The organism is Zobellella aerophila, from assembly GCF_039539325.1.
GTDB classification, from domain to species: Bacteria; Pseudomonadota; Gammaproteobacteria; order Enterobacterales; family Aeromonadaceae; genus Oceanimonas; species Oceanimonas aerophila.
Genome location: NZ_BAABCX010000003.1, coordinates 135,950 through 154,210, shown reverse-complemented (window position 1 = coordinate 154,210; position 18,261 = coordinate 135,950). Strand labels below are relative to the sequence as shown.

Annotated in this window: 18 protein-coding genes; 15 read left to right on the top strand and 3 right to left on the bottom strand. The window is 55.9% G+C overall.

Annotated elements, in window-relative coordinates; all coding sequences use genetic code 11:
* The first annotated feature begins 106 nt into the window (after positions 1-106).
* From ABD806_RS12240 to ABD806_RS12200, 9 genes are all read left to right on the top strand, one after another.
* On the top strand, positions 107-1,327 hold the full coding sequence (locus tag ABD806_RS12240) for a cytochrome P450 (protein ID WP_344958358.1): 1,221 nt from the start codon (positions 107-109) through the stop codon (positions 1,325-1,327).
* Positions 1,324-2,604: an FAD-dependent oxidoreductase gene (locus ABD806_RS12235; protein ID WP_344958355.1), complete on the top strand. Its 1,281-nt coding sequence runs from the start codon at positions 1,324-1,326 to the stop codon at positions 2,602-2,604. The genes ABD806_RS12240 and ABD806_RS12235 overlap by 4 nt, the downstream gene beginning before the upstream one ends.
* Complete coding sequence (locus ABD806_RS12230) at positions 2,601-3,041, top strand: flavodoxin domain-containing protein (protein ID WP_344958353.1); 441 nt, start codon at positions 2,601-2,603, stop codon at positions 3,039-3,041. Before ABD806_RS12235 ends, ABD806_RS12230 begins: the two co-directional genes overlap by 4 nt.
* Before the next feature lie 49 nt (positions 3,042-3,090).
* Positions 3,091-3,822 carry a type 1 glutamine amidotransferase gene (locus tag ABD806_RS12225; protein WP_344958351.1) on the top strand — a complete coding sequence of 244 codons (732 nt, stop codon included), beginning with the start codon at positions 3,091-3,093 and terminating at the stop codon, positions 3,820-3,822.
* Between the two features lie 163 nt (positions 3,823-3,985).
* Positions 3,986-5,362, top strand: a complete 1,377-nt coding sequence (locus ABD806_RS12220) for a glutamine synthetase family protein (RefSeq protein WP_344958349.1) — start codon at positions 3,986-3,988, stop codon at positions 5,360-5,362.
* Positions 5,359-6,069, top strand: coding sequence for a substrate-binding periplasmic protein (locus ABD806_RS12215; protein WP_344958347.1), 711 nt, complete (start codon positions 5,359-5,361; stop codon positions 6,067-6,069). The genes ABD806_RS12220 and ABD806_RS12215 overlap by 4 nt, the downstream gene beginning before the upstream one ends.
* A 231-nt stretch (positions 6,070-6,300) precedes the next feature.
* Entirely contained in the window at positions 6,301-7,044 is a 744-nt protein-coding gene (locus ABD806_RS12210; protein ID WP_344958345.1) for a FadR/GntR family transcriptional regulator, read from the top strand.
* A gap of 215 nt (positions 7,045-7,259) precedes the next feature.
* Positions 7,260-8,006, top strand: a complete 747-nt coding sequence (locus ABD806_RS12205) for a cache domain-containing protein (protein ID WP_344958343.1) — start codon at positions 7,260-7,262, stop codon at positions 8,004-8,006.
* Positions 8,007-8,417: 411 nt separating this feature from the next.
* Positions 8,418-9,611, top strand: coding sequence for an MFS transporter (locus tag ABD806_RS12200; protein ID WP_344958341.1), 1,194 nt, complete (start codon positions 8,418-8,420; stop codon positions 9,609-9,611).
* A gap of 75 nt (positions 9,612-9,686) precedes the next feature.
* Here the strand turns inward: ABD806_RS12200 and ABD806_RS12195 are convergent, their stop codons facing one another.
* The gene (locus ABD806_RS12195; protein ID WP_344958339.1) at positions 9,687-10,547 is read right to left on the bottom strand and encodes an IclR family transcriptional regulator; all 861 of its coding nucleotides are present in this window, start codon (positions 10,545-10,547) and stop codon (positions 9,687-9,689) included.
* A gap of 66 nt (positions 10,548-10,613) precedes the next feature.
* The gene (mtnK, locus tag ABD806_RS12190; RefSeq protein WP_344958337.1) at positions 10,614-11,810 is read right to left on the bottom strand and encodes an S-methyl-5-thioribose kinase; all 1,197 of its coding nucleotides are present in this window, start codon (positions 11,808-11,810) and stop codon (positions 10,614-10,616) included.
* A 242-nt stretch (positions 11,811-12,052) separates the two neighbouring features.
* On the opposite strand from mtnK, the gene mtnA reads away from it, so the two are divergent.
* Positions 12,053-13,084, top strand: a complete 1,032-nt coding sequence (gene mtnA, locus ABD806_RS12185) for an S-methyl-5-thioribose-1-phosphate isomerase (RefSeq protein WP_344958335.1) — start codon at positions 12,053-12,055, stop codon at positions 13,082-13,084.
* Between the two features lie 56 nt (positions 13,085-13,140).
* Here mtnA and ABD806_RS12180 read toward each other — a convergent pair whose 3' ends face one another.
* A complete protein-coding gene (locus tag ABD806_RS12180) occupies positions 13,141-13,767 on the bottom strand; it encodes a GntR family transcriptional regulator (protein ID WP_344958333.1) in 627 nt (208 codons plus the stop codon).
* A gap of 265 nt (positions 13,768-14,032) precedes the next feature.
* On the opposite strand from ABD806_RS12180, the gene ABD806_RS12175 reads away from it, so the two are divergent.
* The 5 genes from ABD806_RS12175 (at position 14,033) to ABD806_RS12155 (ending at position 18,253) form a co-directional block, all read left to right on the top strand.
* A complete protein-coding gene (locus ABD806_RS12175) occupies positions 14,033-14,572 on the top strand; it encodes a chromate transporter (RefSeq protein WP_344958331.1) in 540 nt (179 codons plus the stop codon).
* Positions 14,569-15,102 (top strand): chromate transporter, encoded by a 534-nt coding sequence (locus tag ABD806_RS12170; RefSeq protein WP_344958329.1) that lies wholly within the window; start codon positions 14,569-14,571, stop codon positions 15,100-15,102. Before ABD806_RS12175 ends, ABD806_RS12170 begins: the two co-directional genes overlap by 4 nt.
* A 137-nt stretch (positions 15,103-15,239) precedes the next feature.
* A complete protein-coding gene (locus ABD806_RS12165; RefSeq protein ID WP_344958328.1) occupies positions 15,240-16,214 on the top strand; it encodes a Bug family tripartite tricarboxylate transporter substrate binding protein in 975 nt (324 codons plus the stop codon).
* Between the two features lie 44 nt (positions 16,215-16,258).
* Entirely contained in the window at positions 16,259-16,711 is a 453-nt protein-coding gene (locus ABD806_RS12160; protein WP_344958326.1) for a tripartite tricarboxylate transporter TctB family protein, read from the top strand.
* Between the two features lie 18 nt (positions 16,712-16,729).
* The gene (locus ABD806_RS12155; protein WP_344958324.1) at positions 16,730-18,253 is read left to right on the top strand and encodes a tripartite tricarboxylate transporter permease; all 1,524 of its coding nucleotides are present in this window, start codon (positions 16,730-16,732) and stop codon (positions 18,251-18,253) included.
* The last annotated feature ends 8 nt before the right edge of the window (positions 18,254-18,261 follow it).

Here is an 18,261-nt window from a genome sequence, read left to right as displayed (position 1 = left end):
TCACGACCCGCCCCGTAACACGAACACGATCCGTGACTCACCGTCACTAACGAATACGACAAGCCTGAACGGAATATCAAAGGCAGCATATATACGGAGGTAGTCCATGCTTTCCTGTCCCCAGAACACCCTCGAAGATATCCCCTATCTCGATGTCGCCGATCCCGCGTTCTCCATGCGTTCGCCCGAGGTGATCGCTGCCAGGGAGAAAAGCTGGTGCGCGCGAACACCTTACGGCATTGCCGTTCTGCGCTACGACGAGGTCAACCACCTGCTGCGCGACCAGCGTCTGCGTCAGGGTAGCTATGCCTGGCCGGCCCACAACAAGGCCACCGGCAGCTTCTCCGACTGGTGGATACGCATGCTGCTGAGCCGTGAAGGCGCGGATCACTCCCGCCTGCGCCGCCTGGCCAATCCGGCCTTCGCCCCCAAACTGGTCAAGAAGCTGACCCCGGTGTTTCAGGAGATCGCCCGCGAGCTGATCGATGACTTCATCAATGATGGTCACTGCGATTTTGTCTCCCAGTTTGCCGAGCCCTACGCCACCCAAGTGATCTGTACCCTGCTGGGCCTACCCAGATCCGAGTGGAAAGCGCTGGCAATCCTGGCCAGCGACATGGGCCTGGCCCTGGGCGTGACCTTCAAGCAGGACGAAAGCGTCGTCAATACCGCCACCGACAAGCTGTTCCAGTATGCGGAGCAGGCGGTCGCCAACCTGAAACAGCAGGGGCTGGGCGACGACTTCCTCAGCAACCTGATCCGGGCCAACCAGGAAGATCAGGAAGCCCTGAGTAATACCGAGCTGTACGACATGATAGTGCTGGCCATCTTTGGCGGCATTGACACCACCCGCAACCAGCTTTCCCTGGCCATGGACATGTTTATGCAGCATCCGGCGCAGTGGGCCTTGCTGGGCCAGCAACCGGAACTCGCCCGGGCCGCCGTGGAAGAAGTGATGCGCGTGCGCCCCACCGTCACCTGGGTGACCCGCGAGGCACTGGAAGACTTCACCTTCCAGGGGCTGGATATCAAGCGGGGCACCACCGTCCATCTGTTCAGCCAGTCGGCCGGCACCGATCCCAGGGCCATGCCCAACCCCGAGTTCGATATCACCGCCAAACGCTGCCCGCACTTCGGATTCGGCGCCGGTGCCCACCACTGCATCGGCCACTTCATCGCCCGGGGCGACATGACCGAAGCCCTCGCCCTGCTGGCCCAGCGGATGCACAATCCACGCTACAACGGTCATGCCACCTGGCTGCCCGATAGCGGCAACACCGGGGCCATCACCATGCCAATCGCATTCGACGCCGTGGTGATGGCATGAAGAGCCCGACCGTCGCCATCGTCGGCAGCGGTCCGTCCGGGTGTTACCTCGCCCAGGCCCTGCGCAAGGAATGGCCGCACGCCGAGATAACCCTGTTTGACCGCATGCCGGTGCCCTATGGTCTGGTGCGTTACGGCGTGGCCCCCGACCATCCGGGCACCAAGAACGTCGTCCGCCAGTTCGAGCGGCTGTTCGAACGAGACAACATCGGTTTTGCCGGCAATGTCGAGATCGGCAGGGATATCCCGCTGGATGTCCTGCGTGAGGCTTACGATATCGTGGTGCTGGCCACCGGCCTACACGGGGATCGTCCGCTGGATATTCCGGGTGCCGACCAGGCCCGAGTCTATGGTGCGGGCCGGCTGACCCGGCTGTTGAACGATCATCCCGACGAACAGGGTTTCCGCCCCCGACTGGGCGAGACCACCGTCATCGTCGGCAACGGCAACGTGGCCATCGATGTGCTGCGCTTGCTGGCCAAGTCTGTCGAGGAGTTCGACAACTCGGAAATCACCGACGAGGTACTGGGCCGGCTGCTTGCAACCCCGCTCAGGCACATTCATATCGTCGGCCGCTCGCCGGCCCGGCAGGCCAAGTTCGATACCCTGATGCTGCGCGAGCTGGCCGGCCTGCGGCGCGCCCGTTTCGATATTCGCGACCTGCCGGAGCCGGGCGGCGAGGAAGACAAGGCCGTGGCCGCCAAACTGGAGGCGTTGCGCGCCCTGAAAAGAGTCGGACAGGGAGAGCTCGACATCAGCTTTCACTTTGGCTGGCAGCCCGAGTCGCTAAACACCGAGGAGGACGGCTACCGCTTCCGCTTCAAGGCCACCGACGGCAGTAAGACAAGCCTGCGACTAACCGCCGACAGCGTGATCACCGCCATCGGTTTCACCCAGCAGCCGGACAGCCACTTCTGTAAGCACGGCCTGAGCCGTACCGGTGCCGATCCCGACGCCAGCCAGCTGGCTCCGGGACTGTATTGCACAGGATGGTTCAAGCGGGGGCCAACCGGCACCATTCCCGAAAACCGGGCCGACGCCAAGGCCGTTGCGGCGCTGATCCTGGCCCAGGCGGCCGCCATGGGCCTCGGCAAGCCCGGCTTTGCCGCTCTGCCAGCCGCCATTACCGGAAAGCTCGTCGATTATGCCGGCTGGAAACGCATAGACGCGGCCGAAGTCGCCGCCGCGCCCGCAGGAAGAATACGCCAAAAAATAAGGGATACCGCCGAGATGCTGCGGATTGTGAACGATATCCATCAGGGAGAGCCTCAATCATGAAAATTATCACACTGTTTGGTACCGAAACCGGTAATGCGGAAATGGTGGCCGACGATATCGTCGAGGCGCTGGCCTCCGATTTCGAGGCCTGTGCCCATGACATGGCGGATTTCGATATTCACGACATCCGGCAGGAAGACGTGCTGCTCCTGGTCTGTTCGACCTATGGCAACGGTGAGTTGCCAAACTCGGCCCAGCCCCTGTTCGACATGCTGGTCAGCGAGCAACCGGAGCTGAGCCAGCTTCGCTTCGCTACCTTTGGCCTGGGCGACAGCTTCTATGAAACCTTCAACAAGGGCAGCCAGATCATGGCCGATCAGCTCCTCGCCCTGGGCGCCACGGAGATCGCCGAACGGGGCCGGCACGACGCCTCCAGCGGCGAACTGCCCGGTGACGTGGCGCTGGCTTGGCTCAAGACAGTGGTGAGTTCGCTGTAACCGCCCAACTTGCCGGACCTTATCCCTTGCTCAATAAACAGGACAGCCCATGGAACATGTGACTCGCGCCCCATTGCGCTTGTGCGTTATCGAAAACGGCCTGGTGCCGGAAGATTTACAGGGCAGCTTTGCCAGTTATCCGGCGATGATCGAACGCTGGCTGGTCCCCGCCCTGCCGGAGGCCCGTTTCAGCCAGGTGTCTCCGGTAACGGGGGAACCCCTGCCGGATCCGCTGGCATTCGACGGTTACATACTGACCGGCTCACGCCACAGCTGCTATGAAGGCGCCGCCTGGATGGAGGCTCTGCTGCGCTTTTTACAGCGATTACGCGAGCTGCAACGCCCGGTGTTCGGCATCTGCTTCGGCCACCAGATCATGGCGGACGCCTACGGTGGCCGCACCCGCAAGGCAGAGCAGGGATGGGGCCTGGGGGCCCAGCAGTACCACTATCCGGAAGAAGGCCCGACGGCTGGCGCCGCCTTTGTCTTCCACCAGGATCAGGTGGTGGAGCTGCCGCCCGAGGCCCGGGTGCTGGGAGGTTCTGGCCATTGCCGTCACGGTGTGCTGAGCTACCCGTTCCCGGCGCTTTCGGTGCAATATCACCCCGAGTTCACCACCGATTACATGAGCGCCCTGGCACACCGCTATGCGGGCACCATGCTGACCCGGGAACAGGCCGATACCGCCCTGAGCAGCCTGGAGCAACTGAGCGTCGATAACACCCGGTCCGCCGCCTGGGTGGCGAACTTTTTCCGCAAATACCGCCCGATCACCGCCTGATCATGTCACCTCACCGACGATGTAAAAAATGTGTTATCGGGGTGACTTTCACATTGAAAACTATAAAACCATATTTTATATTTAATTTGACCTGAGATGGCACCGACCAAATCAGAAATTGCACCCATTGCGTAGCGCTCAAGGCGCAACAAGGAGAGTTAAAATGACCGCTTTAGATTTACACAGAGAGCACAATACCGGCTCCGTTCAGGCCCGGGAACTCGCGGCTCGCGTCAAGGACTCCGGCGTTGAATATCTCTACTATCAGGTGGTGACCCTGACGGGCCGGGTCATCGCCAAGGTGGTCCCGGCCAAGCACCTGCTGCGCAATCTTGAGAAAGGCATTCAGTTCCATCGCACCGCCATTGCCGATCTACAGACCACCCGGGATGGCGTGCTGCTCGGCGGGGGCGCCCAGGCGGCCGAGTTTACCGCCATGCCGGACATGGACAGCTTCAATGTGCTGCCCTGGGATGAGTCTGTCGGCTCCTTCTTCTGCCGTCTCTACGAGCCGGAGCACATCCCCGAAATCGGCGGACAGACCCTGGCCACGGATGCGCGTAGCCTGCTGATCGACACCCACAGGGCCTTCCGGGATGAAACCGGCCTGCAGATGAAAACCGGCTGCGAGCCCGAAATGTCCTGGCTGGGCGAAAAGCTGGAAGTCCATGTTCGTCCAGGTGCCAGCCCCGCCTATCACATGGGCAACCTCGAGCTGATGCGCCCCATCTACAAGCGGGTGATGGAATACGCCACCGCCATGGGGCTGGACATGATCGAGGGCGATTACGAGGATCCGGGCCAGCTGGAACTGAACTGGATGTTCGACCAGTGCGAGCTGACCGCCGACCGGCTGATGACCTATCGCATGATCTGCCGCCAGGTCGCCAGCGAGTTCGGGGTGCAGGCCAGTTTCATGCCCAAGCCCACCACCGGTAGCATGGGCAATGGCTGCCACCACAACTTCAGCCTGTGGCGGGGCAATCATAACGTGCTGGCCGAACCGGGACGTCGCGACCTGCACCTGACCGAGATCGGTCAGCATGCACTGGGTGGCGTCCTGGCACACGCCCCCGGCTCCATGATGATGATGGCTTCCACCGTCAACTCCTACAAGCGCTACTGGGACGCCGGCCTGTTCGCCCCCAACTGCGTCAACTGGGGCATGGACAACAAAACCTGTACCGTGCGCCTGTCTGCCAACGGTCGTCTGGAGTACAAGATTCCCGACGCCAGCGTGAACCCCTATCTTTCCCACACCCTGCTGCTCGCCGCCATGCGAGACGGGCTGCGCAACAAGACGGATCCGGGGGCGCCGGATAACAGCAACAGCATTCCGGCCACGCCGGATCGGTCCCGCATGCTGCCGAAAACCCTGGGCGAGGCCATTCACTGCTTTGACCAGGATGAGGTGATCCGCAGCGCCCTGCCCGGGGAAATGGCCGCCCTGTATCGGGATCTCAAGGCCGATGAGTGGGCCCGCTTCTGCGCCGTGGTCACCGACTGGGAGAAGAAAATGTATATGGAGTACCTGCCATGAGCCTTGCCGAACAACAGGATCAGAAACTCAGGGTCATCTGTGCCGATCTGCCGGCTCCGCCCCTATTCTGGAAGGATGAAAACGGCTATCGCCACGGCTACGAGACCGATGTCGCCAGGCTGCTGGCCAGCAAAATGGGGCTGGAGACAGAGCTGGTGTATCAGAGCTGGGCCGAGTTCTATCCGGCGCTGGAGGCGAACCAGGGGGATATGTTGCTGTGCGGCCAGGGTATCTCCGAATACCGCAAGACTCTCGCCGACTTCACCCAACCCTATGCGGTGTTCGATGAGGCGGTGATGATACTGCGAGACAGCCCCATCAAGGGCCCGGCCGACCTGGTGGGCAAGCGGGTGGGTGCCATCGCCAACAGCCTGAACATGGCGCTGGCCGAAACCTTTACCGGCTGTATCACCGTGCCTTTTGCCGGCAACTCCGATGACGTGATGGGAGACATGGTCCAGGCCCTGCGTAATGGTGACATCGACGCCTTCGTGGATGATGATGTGGCCCTGGTGCCCCTGGCCGAGGAAGTGGATCTGGCGATTGCCTTTACCGCTCCCACCAGGAATGAATGGGGCATCGCCATCAGCAAAGGGCGGCCGGAATGGCTGGCCAGGGTGAACGAGGCGCTGGCGGCGGTGAAAGCCAGCGGCGAACTTGAAGCACTCTGGAAATGGTGGATGCCGAGCCTGCGCTACCCGTTCTGATCCCCCAATCGCGGTATGCTTCGAGGGCATACCGCGATGATAGCTAACCCCCGTCGCCTCCGAGCGATTCAGTTGCCTCCTCCTGTACATTTATGCTTTGATGATATACTGCTTTGGCGGATATCCAGCCTGCTATTCAAGTTAGCATCAATTAACCGCTGTTTAGTCTGGAAATAGCCATTCATCAATAGCTCCGGCCCAATAGCAGCTCAAGATAAGGTTTCAAGAAGCATGAACGATACATTCGCCCAGCACTCTGGCTCATTTATTCGGATCCGCCAGGAAGGCCGAACCGAAGAAGTGGTACGCCGTTTGATGGAGGCGATTGATCTCGGTTTGTTTGCGGAAGGACAACAGCTGCCCAGTGAAACCGAACTGGCCATGCAGTTCGGGGTCGCCACCGTCACCCTGCGAGAAGCACTGGCTTATCTGCGTCAGCAAGGCGCCATTGAAACACGCCGGGGACGCAATGGCGGCAGCTTTGTGCGTCACGCCGCAGAACTCCCGACAGAGATACTGCTCAAGCGCCTGCATGAGCTCAGCACCATAGAGCTCAGGGATCTGTGCGATGAACACCTCGCCATCTCGGGAACCTCGGCCAGATTGGCGGCAAAACGGGCGGCCCCGGAGCACCATCAGCGGCTGGAACACTATATTCAGGCACTCGGCAAGGCGGAGTCGCGACGGGAACGCCGCCGGGCCGATGCCCGCTTTCACATTGAAGTCGCCGTCGCCTCGCAGTCGGTCAGGCTCACCCATGCCGAAATCCGCCTGCAGGCCGAGCTGGGGGAGTTACTATGGTTACCGGGGACCTCGAGTCCCGAAGCCATTCAAAGCGAACATGAAGCCATTTATGAGGCCATTGCCGGAGGTGACATCAACCTGGCCGGCGCCCTGGCGGAAGCCCACGTCTCCCGGGGTATAAAAAAACTGATCAACCTCAAGTTAGAGATGTTGTCCAACCAAAATGAATGATTGGGCAGGCCCCCTGCGTTGTTGGTTTGGCGCTGTAACCGAGACGCCGGACACGATGCCGCTGGTTACAAAAAAACCACCTGTTAAAATACGTAACCATATGTTAACCTTTTTATCCGCGTAACATATCCGCGCCGCCGAACAGAGATACATTCAAGTCGCAAAACCGACCGGCTTGGATGTTAGTCCGCGAATAATGAAAGAAGGGCTATATCATGGATGAAGCCAGACTCAACCAATGTGCCACCCGGATAAATTCTGCTATCGCCAGTATCTTCAAGCAGATAGATATTATCCATGATGAAGTGACCGCCATCCTGCAGCCGCTTGCCCATCAGGGTATTCGACCGAAGTCAGCGGACTTGTCCCCACTCAAATCCTCAATATCGGCCCATCTGACCACGGGCCACCCCTGCATCCAGGGCAATGGCGTGGTATTTGCTCCCAATATTTTCATCGACAGGGAAATGTGTTGCGAATGGTGGCACAAGAGTACCGGTGACCGGCTGGCGCCCCTTCCGCTGAACTTCAACCAGAACAGCGAAAACTATTACAACTACATAAAAATGCCGTGGTTTTCCCGACCAAGGGAAACTGCTCACAGTGCCGTTATCGGACCCTACGTGGATCTTTATGGACAGGACATGTACATCCTGACCTTCTCCAGACCCATTCACATAGGCGGTGAGTTTGTCGGTATTGCCGGTGCGGATATTGCCCTGCACAAACTTGAAAGGATACTCGTTACCGAATTGATGCAGGTGCCGGAGGAAGCCTTGATCGTCACCCATGAGGGCCGGGTCGTGGCAGCCAACACGGCCAACTGGTGCGCCGGTGACATGGCCAAACAATTTCTTGCCCGCGATGAAACACAGCATCAGCACGCCGAACTGAAAGAGACCATGTCACACTGGACTCTGGTCGCCAGGCACTGCCTGCGCCGGTTCGCCGGAGCCGCCTGAATTCGGGCACAGGCGGCCGCCCTCGTCCCGCCCGTTTTCCCTGCTTGGCAGACAAGATGTGAACCGTGCCGAACTCCCCTTATCTGCCTGACTTTGCACAAAGTTGGGGCAATTTACGCTTCCAGATAAGTGAAGGGTCAATGAGCCAATCGGTAGCGGCATTTCAATTCGACAAAACATATAAATCCATATGAAATATGAATTGTCCTGTGCTAGCCTTTGACAAGCTGCCCGTCAGCGCACCGACACCCTGTCCGCGTTAGGCTCAGGCAGTGAGCAACATAGCAAGGGGGGTGACGAACAAAGGGCCCCTGCGGGGCCAGAAAACACACGTGAAGCGCAATGTCACCTTGTTATTGATGAATAACTATTGGCTCGGTTTTACGATGCAATCCATCGGAGGGATTTGATATGAAACAGGTACGTGATTTCATGCCGGAAAGCTGGATCCTGGTGCTTTCTTCTTTCGCTGCCGCCTACGGCGTCGGTTTGCTTGCTTTACTCGCATTGCCCTTTTTGATCAGTGCCGTGATCAATGATCTTGGCCTCAATGAAGCCCAGGCCGGTTTGCTGCTGTCGGCGGAGTTTGTCTTTACCATGCTGGCCTCATTGATCGTGGCCCCCTTGATGGGCCGGGCCCCTCGCAAGACAATGGCCCTGATTGGTTCCATTATTGCAATCGGGGCCAACCTGGCCTCGGCTTCGATCCAGCAAGTGGAACTGCTGGCGGCACTGCGCTGCATCACCGGCGTCGGCACCGGCCTGGCGTTTGCCTGCGGTAATGCCTGCGTTTCCAGCGCTAAGGATCCCGACAAGGTTGCCGGCTACATGAATGTCTTCTTTGTGGGCCTGATGATAGTGGTCATGCTGGCCTTCGCCAGTGCCATGGCCAGTTATGGCCTGTCCGGCCTGTATTATGCGATGGCCATCACCATGACGGTGATGTTGCTGCCCATCTTCTTCATGAAGCAGTACGCCGATACCTCACACCATGTGCACCATCAGGCCGCGCCCGACAGCAAGCTGCTTTCCGGCGTGGCCATCAGCATGATGCTGGCCATGTTTCTCTTTGCCGCCCGCGACACCATGGGCTGGGCCTTTGTCGAACAGGTCGGCATCCGGGTCGGCTACGATGGAGAAACCCTAGGGATGCTGTTCTCGTTTCAGTCCTTTGTCGGTTTGATCGGGCCCTTGATGGCGGCCATTATCGGCAAGAAGTTTGGCATGAGTACCCCGGTGATCATAGGCGTGCTGGCCTGCGGCGGTGTTAGCCTGGGTTATGTGCTCGGCGAACACTCCAAGACCATGTATACCATTGCGGTCATGATGATCTCCTTCACCTATTTTTATGCCCTGGCCTACCTTACCGCTTTGGCCGCCTCTCTGGACAAGCAGGGAAGGGTCGTCGCCGCCTGTGGCAGCTTCCTGACCCTAGGGATCGCGCTGGGCCCGGCCATATCCGGCATGCTGATCTCGATGGGCGGCTATCCGCTGGCGGGGTGGGGGATTGCCGCCGTCTCCATCGCCACCTTGATAGCGCTGATGATCCCCCTCTCCAGGGCCAAGGAACGCAACAGGGTACTGGCCGCGGCCGCAACCGTATAACCCCGGAAACCATCATATAAACGACAAAAGCACCTTCGTGGTGCTTTTGTCGTTTATTGGCGAGGGCTGGTGATATCAGCCATCATTGGCTTTTTTCAACAGCGCCGGTACCTGGCCGCCGATGGCCTTGGTCACCTCCCGGGCGGCGTCCATCACCAGGGCGCTGAGCATGGGTATGCGCTCCCACTTGACCCGTACCGCCGGGCCCGAGATGGAGATGCCGGCGACCGCTTCGCCATGCTCGTTATAGATATTGGCGGCGATGCAGCGCAGGCCTTCAAACTGCTCTTCATCATCCAGAGAATAGCCCTGCTGGCCTATCTTGTTCAGCTCCTGCTCAAACTGGTTGGGACTGGTGATGGTATTGCCGGTGAAGGTAACCATGCCGGTTTTCTTGATGATGTCCATGGCATCCCGTCGCGGCATGGCCGACAGCAAGGCCTTGCCCACACCCGAGGCATGCAGCGGCGAACGGTTGCCGAGAGACACCACCATGCGCATGGTCTGGGGGGACTCCACCTGGCCGACATAGACCACACTGTTTTTTTCCAGGATGGCGAGGTTGGAGGTTTCACCGGTTTCCGCCACCAGCCGTTTCATAAAGGGCCGGGCCTGGGCGATATAGTCCCGCTTTTTCAGGTAGGCATTGCCGATGGAAAAGGCATTGACCCCGATCGACCAGAGGCCCTGGGCCTCGTCCACATCCACGAAATCATGGCTGCGCAGGCTGTTCAACAGCCGGTGGGTGGTGGAAGGAGCCAGCCCCAGGCTGCCGGCCACCTCGGTCAGGGACATCCCCATATCGGAAGCGGCCAGCCGTTCCAGCAGCAGCAGGGCACGGGACAGGGACTGCACCTGGCTGCCGCTGCCCGGTTTTGCCGGCTTGGCCGGTTTTGGTGTTTTCGTCTTCTTGGTTTTTATCGTTTCGTCTGCCATGGAAAACCGTCAGCTATAAAGACCTGGCCGACATTGTATTGATAAATACCGGCCAAGTCCCGCCTCTTAGCGGTAAGAAGTGAGCAGATTCACCAAAGCACCGCTGTCGTGCAGGGCATCGGCGGACAAGATCAGGTCCCGGCCCAGCGCCAGGGCGGTGCGCTGGCAGCGGGCCCGGGCGGCCGCATCGGCGATACCGTCCAGATCGGCCACATGGGCGATGCCTATGGTGCGGCGGACAAGCTCGGTACCCGCAAAGCCCAGGCTGTCCCGCCATACCTGGCCCAGGAAGGCATCGAGATAACCGGGCTCGGCCAGGGCCTGATCCCGATTGCCGGCCGCCAGGGCGGCAAACCGTCGGCTGAAGGTCTGCCACAGGATGAGCACATCCTGGATGCGGGCGTCCTGGGCGGCCGACGCCTGTTCCGGCGTCTGCAGGCCGGGCTGGCCGCAGAAATTCAGCAGCAGGTTGCCGATGGCCGAGCCCACATCGAAGCCCATGGGGCCGTAATAGCCAAATTCGGCATCGAATACCTTGAGGGTATCTTCGTCGACAAAGATGGAGCCGGAGTGCACATCGCCGTGCAGCAACGCCTCGGCCCGGGTCAGGAAGGCATGCTTGAGCGACGCCACCCTCGCCTTCAGCGGCCGGTCGGCCCACAGCCGCTCGGCGTCGGCACGAATATCCGGGTTGATATTGTTACGTTCATGGTCACGATAGGGATCGGTAAAGAAGACGTCTTCGGTGATCTCGCACATTTCCGGGTTGATGAAGCGGGCCACATCGGCCTTCTTGTCCTGGGACGGCTGATGAAAATCCGAGGTGTGGTACAGGGTCTGTGCCAGGTATTCCCCCAGCTGGGCCGTTGCCTTGGGGTAGGCCTTGCCGGCGATCAGGCCGGCGCGCCAGACCTGGCAGTGGGACAGATCTTCCAGCACCATGATCGCCAGCTCGGCATCGTGATGCAGTACCGCCACCGTGTGCTCGGGGCAGAATTCACCATGACGCAGCAGCACCTCCGCCTCGATCCGCGCACGGTCCAGGGTCAGCGGCCAGGACTCCCCCACGCAGCGCACATAAGGCAGAGCCTGCTTGACGATCAGCCGCCGATCCGTGCCTTCTTCGTGAATTTTAAACACCAGGTTCAGGTTGCCATCACCGATCTCTTCGGCGCTCAGCCGGCTGTCGGAACTGAAACAGCGGCCAAACTCGCGGGCGTATTCGATGGCATCTTGGGTGTTGAAAATACGGTAACGGCTCATGAGGCAAGGTCTCCCTGCTTGCTGGTGATATTCACTAGAGTAAGTTAATGCCACTCCTCCCGGGACAAAAATCAGGATCTGGCAGGCAGACCTGCTACGCCGGGGCCAGAAGCTTCTGTCAGATACGGAGCGGTTATTTAGAATAAAAACCGATAGGCGTAAAAGAGTGTGGACGCCTATACATCCAAACGGCATGTTGGCAGAATGAGGGCAGATGCGCAACCGCCGAGAGGAGCCCTGTGATGATGAAAGACCTTGCCGCCACCAGCCTGAAACTGAACGATGGCCGCCTGTGGATACTGGACCAGCAGGCCCTGCCCCAGCAAAGCCTGTGGCTGCCCTGCGAGTCGGTCGAGGAACTGGTCTCCCATATCCGCGCCCTCAAAGTGCGCGGCGCCCCGCTGATCGGCCTGTCCGCCAGCCTGCTGCTGGCGGTGCTGGCCAGCCGTGGCGCCGACAAGGCCGAGCTGCAGCAATCACTGCTCACCCTGCGCGCCTCCCGCCCCACCGCGGTCAACCTGATGAACAACCTGGATCGCATGGCGCAGGCCATTGAACAGCCCGGCATGGCGGCGGCGGTTATCGCCGAAGCCTACCGGCTGGTGGAAGAAGACAGGCGGCTTTGCGACGCCATCGCCGACCAGGGCAGCGAGCTGGTCAAGCCCGGCAGCCGGCTGCTGACCCACTGCAATACCGGTGGCCTGGCCACCGCCGGCGTCGGCACCGCCCTGGGGGTGATCCGTCGCGCCCATGAGCGGGGCAAGGTGGCCGGCGTTTGGGTGGATGAAACCCGTCCCCTGCTGCAGGGCGGCCGGCTCACCGCCTGGGAGCTGGGCCAGCTGAATATTCCCTATCAGCTGATCTGCGACTCCATGGCCGCGGTGGCCATGGCCCGGGGAGAGGTGGATGCCATCTGGGTCGGCGCCGACCGCATCGCCGCCAACGGTGACGTGGCCAACAAAATAGGTACCTATAACCTGGCGGTGCTGGCCCGACACCATGGCATCCCCTTCTATGTGGCGGCTCCCCACACCACCCACGATCCGGCCTGCGTTGACGGCAGCGCCATTCCTATCGAACAACGTGAGCCGACGGAAGTCACCGGGGTCTCCGGCAGTTTCGGCAGCTGCCAGTGGGCACCGGAGCAGGCACAAGTGTTCAACCCCGCCTTCGATGTCACCCCGGCCGGGCTTATCAGCGGCTGGGTGCTGGACACCGGCGTGGTCACCCCGCAGCAGGTCGAGGCAGGCATATTCAAACAAGCATTGCGGTAATATAGGCGGCTGGGGCGCGCAAACTCCGCGGCAGAATGGCAGGAGCCACTGCATGATCAATCATGCTGACCCCGACAGCTACCCAGCGCTATCTTATAGGACAAACGGATGTGTTCTGTTAACAATTCTTGAGCTTCAATAGTTTTGCGTTGGAGTGCTAGTTCTACGAGTTCATTATGCTGTGCGTCCAAAATAGTACGGCTTTCGGGTATCGGTGGAGCCAAACGCCGGTACCTATCAAATTGATCATGCAATTGTTCGATGAAACGCGTTAACCACTCGGAGCCACAGGGGGCTACCAGGGTCCGGTGAAAGTGTACATGAACAGCTTCCCACTCAGAGGTCTCCATTTGACCATGCTCTACGCGATTCAGTCGATATGCGGCTGCTACCAGCTGAGACTCCCACTCTGCATCTCCATTGGATATGGCTCGCTCTAATGCCATTCCTTCCAGCTTGCAGCGCATGTCGGTAATGTCGTCAAGCTCGTTGCGTGACAGTTTAGGCACACGAAAACCACGTTGATTCTCCTGGATAAGCAGGCCGTAGGCAGCCAGCCTGTTCAGCGCTTCGCGAAGTGGACTCAACCCTACTTGATAATGCTCCTTGAGCGCACTGATAGAGATTTTCTCTCCCGCAGCAAAGCGTCCGTTAATCAGATCCTGGCGTAATGTCTCGAACATACAGCTAGCCGCCGTGGTACTGCTACTAGTGTGCTTCATGTCCACTATTTCTCCTGATTAAACAATTCTAGATGAAGGGTTGACGCAACATCACGTTAAGTATAGATTCCAATAATAATCGATTTTTCATAAAAATAACGATTAAAAAGGAAAAATACTTTATGGAAACTCTTCAGCCGAAGATAACATTTTTTTGTTTTTGCCTCATGCCTAGCTTGCATGCGAGGCATTTCGTATGAGGCCAGCATCACAAGGCGCGCTCTTCATGGCCTTTATACGAATTGGCCTGCTTGGATTCGGCGGTGGGCCAGCGATGATCCCTCTAGTGCATCAAGAAGTGGTCAAACGTTACGGCTGGCTCGAAGAGGAAGAATTCGCCGATGTGCTAGCCATTGCCAACGTCTTGCCTGGGCCAATAGCCACTAAGCTCCCCGGGTATATCGGCTATCGCGTTGGTGGTGTACTTGGTTGTATCAGCACTGTCTTGGCCGTTATTCTGCCGATGATTGCAGGAATGATCCTATTACTGAGTATATTCAGTCGATATCGGGATATTGGATGGATTCACGGCATGGGCCAAGCAGTCATACCAGTGGTCATGGTCATGATGGGTCAACTTACTTGGGATTTTTGGGATAAATCCTACAAGACCCTTGGACTGTTCATGAGCTTAGTTATTATGATTGTGGCCGGCGTGCTTATCTATTGGCTGGGAATCCATCCGGGTTGGGTTATTGGTAGCTTACTGATTATGGCATGGCTGCTCCCCGAACGGACATATAAAAATAACGAGGCCACTGAATGATTTACTGGGATCTGTTCTGTGCTTTTTTTGTTCCAAACATCATCGGCTATGGTGGTGGACCGGCGATTATCCCGCTAATTGAATCAGAGGTGGTTGGCCATTATGGCTGGATGAATTCTCAAGAATTTGCTGAGACCTTGGCGTTGGGTAATGCACTCCCCAGCCCGATAGCAACCAAGATGGCGGGCTACGTGGGCTACGAAGTGGCTGGTATTACCGGTGCGATGGTTGCCGTGCTTGCCACTGTGGTCCCTTCATTATTATTAATGTTAGGCTCCCTTGGTGTGCTTTATCGCTATCGTGATTCATTCCGGGTAAAGCGTATGAGCCAGTGGGTACGGCCGGTTATTGCACTTATGATGGCTTGGTTGACCATGGGGTTCTTTACCGAAGGGATTGATAACCCAGGGCTGATACATATGCTAGTAATAGCTTCATTATCAGGAGTTGCCCTGATTAAATTTAAAATTCACCCAGCTTTCGTAGTCTTTTTCTCACTTATTTATGGAGGGTTGCTGCTCAACCAATGAGTCAAATAGTGAACAAGAACTAAAAGAAATTAATTATTGTCAGTATTGCATGAAGCATTTCCAACTTAGTTAATACTTGCTATTTTTAATTATTTAATCACTTGAACCAGAAACACTTTTAACAAGGATGTGTGGATATGAAACTCAAGTCATTAACGGCTCTTATTACAATTTCTTCATTGACGCTTGTTGCCGCCACCTCAGTACATGCTGCGAATAAATTTCCTGAGAAAGATATTAAGTTAGTTATACCCTATGGTCCTGGTGGGGCTACTGATATTATCTTTAGACTTATATCTCAAGAGGCAGAAAAAAATCTCGGCCAATCCATTATACCGGTCAACATTCAGGGGGCTGGGGCTACCCGAGGTTCGCGTGAGGTAAAAAATGCCAAGCCTGATGGATACACCATACTTGGTAGTCATGAAACTATTGCTTTGTCAAAAATCTCCGGGATGGTCGATTATTCTTATGACGCATTTGAACCGGTTGCCCTTCTGACTAAAACAGTCAACATGCCCTCTACTTATGCTGATCACCCTGTAAAAAGCGCTAAGAGCATAGCCCAGTATGTCAGAGAAAATCCGGGTAATGTGCGTGTAGGTATGATCCCTAGCTCCACCGATCACTTCTTTTGGATCCAGTTCTTTGAAGCAGCAGGAATTCCGTTAGAAAATATTCGTCTAATAGGCTACCCAGATACGGGTTCACAAGTCTCTGCCTTGCTCGCACATGAGATTGACTTCACCCTGCTCAACATGGCTGCGGGCAATTCATTCTTCGAAGAAGGTACGTTCCGGCCACTAGGGGTTGCCTATAACGAGCGTCTTGATGCCCTTCCTGATACCCCAACCCTTAAAGAGCAAGGTATTGATCTTGTCAACACTACCAGTCGTGGTATTTTTGCACCTAAAGGTACTCCAGAAGAAGATATCCAAGTGATTGCAAACGCTTATAAGCAAGCTCTTGAGAATGATAGCGTTGTTAACAGAATCGAAAACGAGTTTGGCTCAGTAATAAATTACCTTCCCCACAATGAATATGAGCAGTTCCTAATGGATGGTGAAGTCGTACTTAAGAATGTCGCAAAGAAGGTGGACTTTTCCAAGTAATGAGTATGGTTACCCTATCAACCTAATCTGGAGTTAATAAGAACATGAATAAGGACCGCTATCTTGCTATAGCTGTATTGCTCATGGTCGTCATACTGTTCATTGAGTCAGAAAATATTCCTGAAAAGACGAGCTGGCAAGCTTATGGGTCAGCGTTGTATCCCCAGATCCTTTTAGGGATCATTGGTGTCACCGCAACCCTGGTTTTACTTAAATCATTTATTAACATCGCACCAATTGAACAAGATGGTTCAAAAAAACGACTGGTATTCGATTGGAAAGTATTTGGTATCTTTGTCATATTTGGCAGTTACGCAGCACTTCTCCCTATACTCGGCTACCTAATTTCCACCATGGTATTTATGGTCACCATGCAGGGACTTTTATTGGAAGTCAATACACCTAAAAAATGGGTTGTCAATATTTTAACTTCAGGAATCATGGTTCCACTGGTATACGTTATTTTTAAATTCGGCCTGAACGTCTGGCTACCTTAACAGTTACGGAGCGCACTAATGGGTGAGTCATTGCTACAAGCGCTGACGCAGGTCGGTGACTTATATACACTATCTTTGATTTTTGCTGGTGTGTTATTTGGTATTATTGGTGGAAGCATTCCTGGTTTTACAGTGACAATGGCTATCCTGGTTGTCTTTCCATTCACTTTTTCGATGGATCCAGTTAGCGGTATCGCTCTTATGGTGGGTGTTTTCGTTGGGGGATATTCTGGCGGTATCGTGTCGGGAGTTATGCTTGGTATCCCAGGTACCCCGTCATCGATAACCACCGTTTACGATGGTTATCCCATGGCTAAAAAAGGAGAACCTGGTAGAGCGCTTGGAATTGGCATGTTCGCCTCATTTTTCGGCACCTTGATCAGTATTCTAATGCTGGTATTTTTTGGGCCACTGATTGCTAAGTTTAGTATGAACTTCCGCCCATGGGAGATTACTGCTTTAATTGTTTTTGCTTTAACGCTAGTGGCTGGTCTATCCAACGGGGCTTTGCTTAAAGGCTTGATGGCAGCGGCGATTGGGTTATTTATTACCACAGTTGGCTTTGATAGAAATAGCAACCTACGCTTTGACTTTGGCTTTGAGCCTTTGAGTGACGGTTTTGAAATATTGCCCGTTATGATTGGTGTGTTCGCCTTCTCTCAACTAATGAGCAATGTTCAATCATTGGGTTCCGAGCAAAGTGGCAAGAAGGAAGGAATAAGCACATCATTGAAAATCCCTTACCGTAAGATAATCATTGACCTTTCCCGTCAGAAAATAAACATAATACGCTCCTCGATAATCGGAGGCCTGGTCGGCGCCCTACCAGGGACTGGTGGAACCGTGGCTAATTTCCTTAGTTACGATCAAGCAAAAAAACTATCACGCGACCCCAGTAAATATGGCACCGGCATTCCCGATGGGATCATTGCATCCGAAGCATCCAATAGTGCCGTTGCAGGCGGGGCCTTTATCCCAACACTGGCACTTGGAATTCCAGGTGATCTGCCAATGGCCATCATGATGGGAGTACTGATATTACATGGAATCACTCCCGGACCACTTATGTTCGAGCAGAACCCCATCCTCGTAGGAAGTATTTATGCTAGCCTGTTAATTGCTGCCTTTGTCATGGTATTCTGTCAAATACTCCTTCTACGTTGGTTTGCTAAAATATCGAAAGTCCCTCAGCAGATATTAGTTCCTTCCGTATTAATGCTTTGTGCTGTCGGATCTTTTGCATTAAACAATAATTTATTTGATGTCTGGGTGCTGTTCATCTTCGGTATTCTCGGATATTTACTGTGGAAAGCAGCAGTTCCTCTCACGCCACTAATTTTAGGTGTGGTTTTAGGTAATAATCTAGAAACTCAAATGTTTCGTGCTCTCGAGTTAGATCCGAGCTGGACCACTTTTTTCACACGCCCATTCTCGGCCTTTTTCTTCGCGCTGGCACTTATTTCGGTCGTATTTTCTATCCTTCAAAATCGCAGGATTGCGCACACCCTCAAACCCAAGGCGACAATTGAAGCACGCCCCTAAACAGGAGT

Bases quoted from the DNA above. Each gene is read 5' to 3' on its own strand.
- ABD806_RS12240 (WP_344958358.1), top strand. From the start codon at position 107: ATGCTTTCCTGTCCCCAGAACACCCTCGAAGATATCCCCTATCTCGAT.
- ABD806_RS12235 (WP_344958355.1), top strand. From the start codon at position 1,324: ATGAAGAGCCCGACCGTCGCCATCGTCGGCAGCGGTCCGTCCGGGTGT.
- ABD806_RS12230 (WP_344958353.1), top strand. From the start codon at position 2,601: ATGAAAATTATCACACTGTTTGGTACCGAAACCGGTAATGCGGAAATG.
- ABD806_RS12225 (WP_344958351.1), top strand. From the start codon at position 3,091: ATGGAACATGTGACTCGCGCCCCATTGCGCTTGTGCGTTATCGAAAAC.
- ABD806_RS12220 (WP_344958349.1), top strand. From the start codon at position 3,986: ATGACCGCTTTAGATTTACACAGAGAGCACAATACCGGCTCCGTTCAG.
- ABD806_RS12215 (WP_344958347.1), top strand. From the start codon at position 5,359: ATGAGCCTTGCCGAACAACAGGATCAGAAACTCAGGGTCATCTGTGCC.
- ABD806_RS12210 (WP_344958345.1), top strand. From the start codon at position 6,301: ATGAACGATACATTCGCCCAGCACTCTGGCTCATTTATTCGGATCCGC.
- ABD806_RS12205 (WP_344958343.1), top strand. From the start codon at position 7,260: ATGGATGAAGCCAGACTCAACCAATGTGCCACCCGGATAAATTCTGCT.
- ABD806_RS12200 (WP_344958341.1), top strand. From the start codon at position 8,418: ATGAAACAGGTACGTGATTTCATGCCGGAAAGCTGGATCCTGGTGCTT.
- ABD806_RS12195 (WP_344958339.1), bottom strand. From the start codon at position 10,547: ATGGCAGACGAAACGATAAAAACCAAGAAGACGAAAACACCAAAACCG.
- mtnK (WP_344958337.1), bottom strand. From the start codon at position 11,810: ATGAGCCGTTACCGTATTTTCAACACCCAAGATGCCATCGAATACGCC.
- mtnA (WP_344958335.1), top strand. From the start codon at position 12,053: ATGATGAAAGACCTTGCCGCCACCAGCCTGAAACTGAACGATGGCCGC.
- ABD806_RS12180 (WP_344958333.1), bottom strand. From the start codon at position 13,767: ATGTTCGAGACATTACGCCAGGATCTGATTAACGGACGCTTTGCTGCG.
- ABD806_RS12175 (WP_344958331.1), top strand. From the start codon at position 14,033: ATGGCCTTTATACGAATTGGCCTGCTTGGATTCGGCGGTGGGCCAGCG.
- ABD806_RS12170 (WP_344958329.1), top strand. From the start codon at position 14,569: ATGATTTACTGGGATCTGTTCTGTGCTTTTTTTGTTCCAAACATCATC.
- ABD806_RS12165 (WP_344958328.1), top strand. From the start codon at position 15,240: ATGAAACTCAAGTCATTAACGGCTCTTATTACAATTTCTTCATTGACG.
- ABD806_RS12160 (WP_344958326.1), top strand. From the start codon at position 16,259: ATGAATAAGGACCGCTATCTTGCTATAGCTGTATTGCTCATGGTCGTC.
- ABD806_RS12155 (WP_344958324.1), top strand. From the start codon at position 16,730: ATGGGTGAGTCATTGCTACAAGCGCTGACGCAGGTCGGTGACTTATAT.